The sequence below is a fragment of the Micromonospora sp. M51 genome, assembly GCF_018070305.1.
Classification (GTDB): Bacteria; Actinomycetota; Actinomycetes; order Mycobacteriales; family Micromonosporaceae; genus Micromonospora; species Micromonospora parva.
Genome location: NZ_JAGPXZ010000205.1, coordinates 1 through 8,494 on the forward strand (window position 1 = coordinate 1; position 8,494 = coordinate 8,494).

The window sequence follows — 8,494 nt, forward strand, 5'->3', positions numbered from 1 at the left end:
GGCCACCGCGTCGTCCAGTGCCAGCCCGGCCGGCACCTCGAAGGGCGCGGACGCGTCCACCACCGCCCGTTCGGCGTACCCGCCGGAGCCGCCGGTGGCGCTGACGACCCGGCGCCCGGTCAGCGCCGGGTCGACGTCCGACCCGACCGTGGTGATCACCCCGCCGACGCCGTTGCCGGGGATCAGCGGTGGGGTGAGCCGGAACGGGCCGGGGCGTCCGGAGCGTAGCTGCGTCTCGATGAAGGTGATGTTCACGTGCGCGACGTCGATCAGCACCTGACCGGGGCCGGGCACCGGGTCCGGCGCCGGGCCGGGGACCAGCACCTCGGGTCCGCCGAACTCCCGTAACCAGATCGCTCGCATGACAGCCCCCTCGGCCTCGATGGGCTGCCTCGCCCACTCGGGGTCAGTCCACCTCCTCAACTCGGGTTGAGGTCAAGAGGTGCCGGCGGACGGCCCGACGCCGGGCGATTCGACCAGCCGGGAGAGCACGATGGTGCTGCGGGTGGAGGTCACGAAGGACTCGGCCCGCAGTCGTTCCAGCGCTGCCTCCAGGTGGGCGATGTCGGCGGCGCGCAGGTGCACGAGCGCGTCCGCCTCCCCGGAGACGGTGTACGCGCCGACCACCTCGGGGTGTCGGCGCGCGGCCACACCGATCTGCGCCGGGGTGGTCCGGCCGGCGCAGAACAGCTCGACGAAGGCTTCCGTCGTCCAGCCGACGGCGGCCGGATCAACGACGGCCGTGAATCCCCTGATCACGCCGGTGGCGCGTAGTCGGTCGACGCGACGCTTGACCGCTGGGGCGGAGAGTGACACCCGAGCGCCGATGTCGGCGTATGACGCGCGGGCGTCCGCGACAAGTAACGCAATGATCCGCTGGTCTACCGCGTCTATCTGCAACGTTCCGCCTCTGGGAAGCAACACTTGTGGCTGTTTTCAACGTTCCACGGTACCTACTCTTGGTGACCGTGAACCAGCAGCGTTTCCCGCGAAAGCGGACATATCTCATGTGCTCGCCGGACTACTTCGCGGTCGAGTACGCGATCAATCCGTGGATGGACGTGACCACCCCGGTCGACCGGGACCTGGCCGTCAAGCAGTGGGACCGGCTGCGCGAGACGCTTGTCGGCCTCGGCCACGAGGTGCACCTGCTCACCCCCGAGCAGGGCCTGCCCGACATGGTCTACGCCGCCAACGGCGGCTTCGTGGTGGACGGCAGCGTCTACGGCGCCCGGTTCAAGCACGAGCAGCGGGCCGCCGAGGCCGCCGCCCACCACGCCTTCTACGAGGCGCAGGGCTGGCGGTTCATCGCACCCAGCGAGACCAACGAGGGTGAGGGCGACTTCGCGTACGTGCCGGAGGCGCACGGCGGGCTCATCCTGGCCGGGCACGGCTTCCGCACCGAGATCCCGGCGCACGCCGAGGCGCAGGAGGCGCTGGGCCGCCCGGTGGTGTCGCTGCGCCTGATCGACCCCCGCTTCTACCACCTGGACGTGGCGCTCGCGGCCATCGACGACGCGAACGTCGTCTACTTCCCGGGCGCGTTCTCCGCGGCCAGCCAGCGGGTGCTCACCCAACTCTTCCCGGACGCGGTGATCGCCGACGACGAGGACGCGATGGCCTTCGGGCTCAACCTGGTCAGCGACGGCGCGAACGTGGTGCTCAACAGCGAGGCCACCCGCCTGGCCGGCAAGCTCAAGGCGGCCGGGTACACCCCGGTCCCGGTCGAGCTGGCCGAGCTGAAGAAGGGTGGCGGCAGCGTGAAGTGCTGCATCGCCGAGCTGCGGCACTGACCCCACGAACGTCTCGGGGCCGGCCTCCCACTGGGAGACCGGCCCCGAATCGTGTTCCGGGTGGGCGTTCAGCCCAGCGTGGCCAGCTCGTTGATCAGCACGTTCGACATGACCTGACCGTCGCGCTGCACCTCACGCAGGTACCACTTCTGCTGCGGGGTACGCGGCTGGTTGAACTGCCAGATGCCGCGCGGGCTGTCGATCTGGCCGATCTTGCCCAGGGCCAGGTTGACCTGCTGCGGCGTCGGCTTCCCGCCGGTCAGCTGGATGGCCTGGTCGAGCACCTGCGCCGCGTCGTACGACGCCATCGCGTACGTGGTGGGGGTGACCTGGTACTTCTTGCGGTACGCCGAGGCGAAGACCCGGTTCGACGTGTTGTTCAGGTCGGCCGAGTAGTTCAGCGCGGTCTGGATGCCCAGCGCGTTGTCCTTCAGGTTCTCCAGCACGGTGCCCTCGGTGAGGAAGCCCGGTGCGTAGATCGGCCCGGCGAACTTCTCACGCAGCTGCTTGATGAACTCGACGGCGGCCGCCCCGGCGAAGAAGCAGAAGACCGCGGTGGGCTTCTTGGCCAGCGCCTTGGAGATGTCCGAGGCGTACGTCGTCTTGCCGGGGTTGCCGGTGGCGTTGGTGTAGGTCACCGGGTCGCTGATCCGCGGGTCGGTCGCGCCGAACTCCTGCTTGAAGCCGCGTACGACGTCCGGGCTGCCGACGTTCTCCGGCATGATGATCGCGACCCGGCCGTTGGCCGGCAGTTGGTCGCGCAGGTAGCGGCCGAGCGCCCGGCCGGCCTCGTCGAGCACGTACGACGTCCGCCAGATGTAGAAGACGCTCTGCAGGCTGCTCGGTGAGGCGTTGGAGCCGATCAGCGGGACCCGGGCCTGCTCCACGGTGTCCCGGATGCCGACCATCACCGCCGAGTTGACCACGCCGGTGAGCGCCAGCACGCCCTGCTTGAGCAGGCCCTCGACGGCGGCCTTGCCCGTCTTCGCGGTGTCGCCCTCGTCGGCGGTCAGCAGCTCGACGGGGTGGCCGCCCAGCCGCTGGTCGTGCAGGTCGAGGAAGAGCTGGAAGCCGTTGGTGATGTCGTCGCCGATGCTCTTGAAACCGCCGGCCTGCGGCGTGATCAACCCGATCTTGACCGGGCTGCGGTTGGCGGTCGGTTCGGCGTCACTGTCTGAGCCACACCCGGCGACGAACCCGGTGGTACCGAGCGCGGCCAACAGTTGGAGCGCCCGCCTGCGATTCATCTGCGACACCGAGTTCCTTCCAAGGAAGCGTTACAGGGCCGAACACCGCCCCTCCGGCGTTCTACCTGGTCCGCGACGCTGCGTCAATGGCTAGTGATCATCGTGCAGGGACCGCAACACAGCGAGGACCTGGGGCCAGGCGACGGACTCCGGGTCGATCAGCCCGAAATGCTCGCATCCAGGCAGTTCAACAAGGGAGATATCGGATCCTGCGGCACTGGTTTCCGCTACGAAATCCCGGCTCATGTCCGCCGGCACCTGATGATCGTCTGAACCGTGTATAACTACTGTGCGTGTTCGTATCGGTACCAACATCCGTGGATCCGCCGTCGCGTACCGGTCCGGGACCTGCTCCGGGCCGCCGCCGAGCAGCGCGGCGACCGCGCCCGAGTCCAGATCGCGCCGGTACGCCTCGCCCAGGTCGGCCACCGGGGCCAGGGCGAGCACCCTGCCCACCGTGGCCGGGGCGGTGGCCGCCACGTACAGCGCCAGGTGACCCCCGGCGGAGTGCCCGACCAGGATCGGCGGGGTCGGGCTCACCCGGCCGGGCAGCGCGTCGGCCGCCAGCACGGGCAGTTCGGCCACCCCGGTCAGGACGTCGGTCAGGGTGCCCGGCCAGCCGCCACCGGGCTGCCCCGTCCGGCGGTATTCCAGCTGCGCCACCGGGTAGCCCTGGGCGGCGAGGGCCGTGGCCAGCGGGCCGGTGTGCCGCCGGTCGTACTCGGCCCGCCAGAACCCCCCGTGCAGCACGACGACGAGCGGCCGGGCCGGGCCGGTCCCCGCCGGGAGGCGCAGATCGGCTACCTGATTCGGGTCGTCCCCGTACGCCACGGTCCGGTCGGGCTCCGGAGCGGGCCGGGTCAACACGGCGCGCGGGTCGACAGGCATGGCGCGACGGTAGCGCGCCCCGCAGGGGTGGTTCGGCCCCGGGAGTCGGTCCCGGGGGGCATGGCCCGCGCCCACTGGGTAAAGATGGACCCCATGACCGAAGCGCGCTCAGCTGGACAGAACGACGAGCCCGGCCCCGACGACTCCGGCCAGTCCGGCACCGTGGTGGTGGTCGGCCCGGACGGTCGGCCGATCGGCACGATGCAGACCGACGAGGGCCAGGGTGAGGACCCGACCCGCCTGGTCGAACAACCGGCCAAGGTGATGCGGATCGGCAGCATGATCAAACAGCTGCTGGAGGAGGTGAAGGCCGCACCTCTCGACGACGCCAGCCGCCACCGGATGCGGGAGATCCACGAGCGGTCGATCGTCGAGCTCAAGGAGGGCCTCGCCCCCGAGCTGCGCGACGAGTTGGAGCGCATCTCGCTGCCCTTCACCGAGGACAAGGCCCCCAGCGAGGGCGAGCTGCGGATCGCGCACGCCCAGCTCGTCGGCTGGCTGGAGGGCCTGTTCCACGGCATCCAGGCCGCGCTGGTGGCCCAGCAGATGGCCGCCCGGGTGCAGCTGGAGCAGATGCGCGGCGGCCGGCAGGCGCTGCCCAGCGGCCCCGGCGGAATCGTCCCCGGGATGCCGGGCATCGGCCAGCCGGGCGGCGGCGAGGGTCACAACACCGGTCAGTACCTCTGACCTCAGTCCACCCCGAAAATCCCCTCCAGGTACGCCGCCACGCCGTCCTCGGTGTTCGCCGTCGTCACGTCGTCGGCGACCGCCAGGACGGCGCGGTGCGCGTTGGCCACCGCCACCCCACGGCCGGCCCAGGTCAGCATCGGTACGTCGTTGGGCATGTCGCCGAAGGCCAGCACGTCCGCCGCGGCCACCCCGAGCTGGTCGCAGTACCAGGCCAGCCCCGCCGCCTTGGTCACCCCGGCCGCGGAGATCTCCACCAGCCCCGAGGACGACGAGTGGGTGGCCTCGGCCAGCCCCGCCACCGCCGTGGCGATCAGCTCGGCGAAGGCGTCCGGGTCCTGCTCACCGGCGCGGGCGAGGAGCTTCACCGCCGGCACCGAGAGCAGTTCCTCCGGCGTTTCGATCGGCCGGATGCCGTCGGCGTCGGCGTCCCAGCGCAGCGGGTAGTGCGCCTCGTGCCGCATCTCCCGGCTGTCCAGGATCTCCACGGCGAAGCTGATCCCGGGCACCTCGGCCCGTAGCCTCCGGGCCACCTCCGCCAGGTGCTGTGGTGCGAGCGGGTCGGCCCGCACCACCTCGTCCTCAAACGGGTCGTAGACCACGGCGCCGTTGGCGCAGACCGCCGGCAGCGGCCGGGCGAGCTGGTCGTACACCATCTTGAGCCAGCGGACCGGACGGCCGGTGACCAGGACGACCGGCGTGCCTCCCGCGGAGATCCGGGCGAGCAGGTCGGCGGTGCGTGGGCTGACGGTGTGGTCGTCGCGGATCAGCGTGCCGTCGATGTCCGTGGCGATGAGGCGGGGCGTGTTTCCCATTACCGGGACAGTAGCCGGTCGAGATACACCGCCACCCCGTCGTCGTCGTTGCGCAAGGTCACCTCGTCGGCGACGGCGCGCAGCGCGGGGTGCGCGTTTGCCACCGCCACCCGCGACCAGCCGGCCCATCCGAACATCGGCAGGTCGTTGGGCATGTCACCGAAGACCAGCACGTCGGCCGGGTCGACCCCGAGGGTCTGCGCCACCACTGTCAGCCCGGTCGCCTTGTCCACGCCGGGCGGGCAGATCTCGACGAAGCCGAGCCCGGCCTGGGTGAGCGTGGCGACCTGCGGCGGGATGATCTCGCGGGCCACCGCCAGCAGCTCGTCCACGTGGTGGTCGGCGGTCCGGGCGAAGGCCTTGATCACGTCGGAGGCGAGGCACTCGTCACGGGTGCGCGCCTCGAAGCGGTCCTGGTAGGGCCAGCTCTCGTGGTAGTCACCCCAGAGCGGGGCGTCGTGCTCGTCGGACGCCTCGACCATGACGGTGAGCGGGCCGACCTGCGCCTCCAGATCGGCGAGCAGCCGGGCCAGCACCTCGGCGGGCAACCGCTCGTCGCGGAGCACCACCGGGCCGCTCGGGTCGCTCTGGTCGACCACCCATCCTCCGCCGGCCATGACCAGGAAGTCGGCGGCGCGGATGTCGTTGCGGGTCAGTTCGCTCAACCGAGGGCCGCGTCCGGTCGCGCCGACCACCGGAATTCCGGCGGCGCGCACCCGGTCGAGCACCCCATGGGTGTACGCGGAGACGGTGTCATCGCTGCGGACCAGCGTCCCGTCGAGGTCGGTCGCGATCAACTTGGGCAGTCCCGGGCGGGTCATCGTTCCTCCTTCGCCCGCCGCCGTCGCACCTGCCATGGCCAGGGAGAGCGCGGCCCGGCGTGACGGCGGGCAGCAACCGTACCTCGCGAAAAGGGCCTCAACCATGGCTTCCAGGCGAATCGGACCCCAACCCCCGGCACCCCTGCGGTGTCCCCCGCGTGCCGCTGCCTCGCGCTGCCTCGCGCTGCCTCGCGCTGCCTCGCGCTGCCTCGCGCTGTCCGTGATCTCGCGCTTGGGGTCGCCGTGCTTTGGGCCGCCGGGCTGTGTTTGGGCCTTATGTCGGGCTGCGAGCGGGGCCGGTGCGACCGCCAGTTCCCCGCTCATCCCAAGATCGTGCTCAATCAAGGAAGTAGTGGCCTGCGGGCCGCGCGGATACCACTACATCAATGTTCAAGCACGATCTTGGCGGGGGTGGGCCGAGGGCTTGGGCGCGGGGCCGTGGGGGGCGGGGAGCCGGACGCGGTGGGCCGGGGCCTGGGACCCGGCGTGGTGGGGTGGGGCCTGGGACCCGGCGTGGTGGGGCGGGCCTGGGACCCGGGCGTGGTGGGGCGCTGTTATCGACGTGGGCTGGGGTGACGCTGGAGGTCAGTGCTGTGGGTCGGGGCGGGTGAAGGGGGCGGCGGGGGTGACGGTCAGGTCGGCGGGGGCGGGCAGGCCGTCCTCGATCGGGTCGGGGTTGCGGCGGCGGCGCCAGGGGCGCGGTGCTGGCCCGTCGGCGGACCGGTCCTCGTCCGGCGGGTCGAACGCGCCGGGGGGTGCGGCAGGCGCCAGCCGCAGGGCGGCCGCGAACAGCACACAGGCGGCGAACGCCATCACCAGCCCACGGCCGTACTCGGCCCGGAAGCCGTCGTCGGGCGAGTAGAAGAATTCCCGCTGGCTGGGGTCGTCGAGGGTGGCAGTGGCGGCCACCAGCAGTGCCAACAGCGCACCGGCCAGAGCGAGACCGGCCAGCCGGGCGTTCGGCCGCACGGCCGCCGTGCCCCGCAACGCCAGCACCACGGTGCAGACGAGGGCGAGCAGGCCGACCAGGTAGCCCACCCCGAAGCCACCGACCTCGGAGACCCCGGCGGGCACCTCGATCGTCGAGTTCCCCTCGGGCCCGCCGTTCGGCAGGCTCATCACGAGCCACTCACCGAGAAGTGAGGCGATCGCGGCCACCGCGCCCAGACCGGCGAGCAGCAGCGGCAGCCGAGGATCCCGCGCGAAGCCGGCCAGGGACCAGGCGAACCGGCCCCGGCGGGTCGTGTCGACGGCACCCCACTCGATCACGGCGGGGGCCTCGGACCGATCGCCCTGCCGGGGGATTGGAAGCTCCTCGGACATCGGCCACCCTTCCGCCGGTCTCGGGCCTGGGTCGCATCATGGCACAGCAAGCTGGTGGTGACAGGGATCGCAGGGCTGGCGAGCGCGCCGGTCTGTCGCTCGGCGGTCGCGTTTCCGCTAGCGTTTGCCCCATGCCAATCCGTACCGCTTCAGCACAGTGGCAGGGCAACCTCACCGAGGGCGCGGGCACCGTCCGCACCGGTAAGGGCGGCCTGTCCGGCAACTACTCCTTCAAGTCGCGCTTCGAGGAGGGTGAGGGCACCAACCCCGAGGAGCTGATCGCCGCCGCGCACGCCGGCTGCTTCTCGATGGCGTTCTCCAAGGCGCTTGCCGACGCGGGCTCGACGGCCACCTCGGTCGAGACCACCGCCAAGGTGCACCTGGACAAGACCGACGCCGGCATGACCGTCACCCGGATCGACCTGGAGACGGTCGGCCAGGTCCCGGGCATCGACGAGGCGGAGTTCCAGAAGCTCGCCGAGGCCGCCAAGGCCAACTGCCCGATCTCCCGCCTGCTCTCGCCGGGTGCCGAGATCACCCTGAGCGCCCGCCTGGCCGCCTGAGCAAGCCGACCCACACCGCGTACGTCCACGGAAGAAGCCTCCGCCCGTTCCCGGGTGGTCGCTTCTTCCGTGCGGGTGCGAATGACGGCGTGCGGGGGCGAATGACGACCATGGTCGTCCAGCAGAGCCGGGCCGCCTGCCCCCGCGTCGGGCACAATGGGCGAGGTGCCGGTGGAGATGAGCCGTGAGCGCTTCGAGGAGTTGGTCGGCGAAGCCCTCGACGAGGTGCCCGAGGAACTGCTCGGCCTGATGAACAACGTGGTGATCCTGGTCGAGGACGACCCGCCACCGGGAGAGGCCGACCTGCTCGGCCTCTACGAGGGGCATGCGCTCACCGCGCGCGGTTGGGACTACTCC

Annotated in this window: 10 protein-coding genes and 1 pseudogene; 4 read left to right on the forward strand and 7 right to left on the reverse strand. The window is 71.4% G+C overall.

Annotated features, from left to right (window positions below; translation table 11 throughout):
- Window positions 1-363, reverse strand: a 363-nt coding sequence (locus KBX53_RS13560; protein ID WP_210859566.1) for an alcohol dehydrogenase catalytic domain-containing protein, incomplete at its 3' end; no start/stop codon positions are given.
- A gap of 72 nt (window positions 364-435) precedes the next feature.
- Window positions 436-900, reverse strand: coding sequence for an Lrp/AsnC family transcriptional regulator (locus KBX53_RS13565; RefSeq protein WP_030331732.1), 465 nt, complete (start codon window positions 898-900; stop codon window positions 436-438).
- Window positions 901-959: 59 nt separating this feature from the next.
- On the opposite strand from KBX53_RS13565, the gene ddaH reads away from it, so the two are divergent.
- A complete protein-coding gene (gene ddaH / locus KBX53_RS13570; protein ID WP_369010003.1) occupies window positions 960-1,793 on the forward strand; it encodes a dimethylargininase in 834 nt (277 codons plus the stop codon).
- Between the two features lie 68 nt (window positions 1,794-1,861).
- On the opposite strand, the gene KBX53_RS13575 is transcribed toward ddaH, so the two are convergent.
- Both KBX53_RS13575 and KBX53_RS13580 read right to left on the reverse strand, forming a co-directional pair.
- Window positions 1,862-3,049: an ABC transporter substrate-binding protein gene (locus KBX53_RS13575; RefSeq protein WP_030331728.1), complete on the reverse strand. Its 1,188-nt coding sequence runs from the start codon at window positions 3,047-3,049 to the stop codon at window positions 1,862-1,864.
- 81 nt (window positions 3,050-3,130) lie between these two features.
- The gene (locus tag KBX53_RS13580; protein WP_210859568.1) at window positions 3,131-3,928 is read right to left on the reverse strand and encodes a S9 family peptidase; all 798 of its coding nucleotides are present in this window, start codon (window positions 3,926-3,928) and stop codon (window positions 3,131-3,133) included.
- A gap of 84 nt (window positions 3,929-4,012) precedes the next feature.
- On the opposite strand from KBX53_RS13580, the gene KBX53_RS13585 reads away from it, so the two are divergent.
- Complete coding sequence (locus tag KBX53_RS13585) at window positions 4,013-4,615, forward strand: bacterial proteasome activator family protein (protein WP_030331726.1); 603 nt, start codon at window positions 4,013-4,015, stop codon at window positions 4,613-4,615.
- A 2-nt stretch (window positions 4,616-4,617) separates the two neighbouring features.
- On the opposite strand, the gene KBX53_RS13590 is transcribed toward KBX53_RS13585, so the two are convergent.
- The 3 genes from KBX53_RS13590 to KBX53_RS13600 all read right to left on the reverse strand — a co-directional run bounded on the left by KBX53_RS13590 (window position 4,618) and on the right by KBX53_RS13600 (window position 7,574).
- The gene (locus KBX53_RS13590) at window positions 4,618-5,430 is read right to left on the reverse strand and encodes an HAD family hydrolase (protein WP_030331725.1); all 813 of its coding nucleotides are present in this window, start codon (window positions 5,428-5,430) and stop codon (window positions 4,618-4,620) included.
- Window positions 5,430-6,251: an HAD family hydrolase gene (locus KBX53_RS13595; RefSeq protein WP_030331724.1), complete on the reverse strand. Its 822-nt coding sequence runs from the start codon at window positions 6,249-6,251 to the stop codon at window positions 5,430-5,432. Before KBX53_RS13595 ends, KBX53_RS13590 begins: the two co-directional genes overlap by 1 nt.
- A 585-nt stretch (window positions 6,252-6,836) precedes the next feature.
- Entirely contained in the window at window positions 6,837-7,574 is a 738-nt protein-coding gene (locus KBX53_RS13600) for a hypothetical protein (protein WP_210859570.1), read from the reverse strand.
- Between the two features lie 131 nt (window positions 7,575-7,705).
- On the opposite strand from KBX53_RS13600, the gene KBX53_RS13605 reads away from it, so the two are divergent.
- Together KBX53_RS13605 and KBX53_RS13610 are read left to right on the forward strand one after the other, a co-directional pair.
- On the forward strand, window positions 7,706-8,137 hold the full coding sequence (locus KBX53_RS13605) for an OsmC family protein (RefSeq protein ID WP_210859572.1): 432 nt from the start codon (window positions 7,706-7,708) through the stop codon (window positions 8,135-8,137).
- Window positions 8,138-8,308: 171 nt separating this feature from the next.
- Window positions 8,309-8,494 (forward strand): annotated as a pseudogene (locus KBX53_RS13610) (hypothetical protein); the annotation flags it as partial.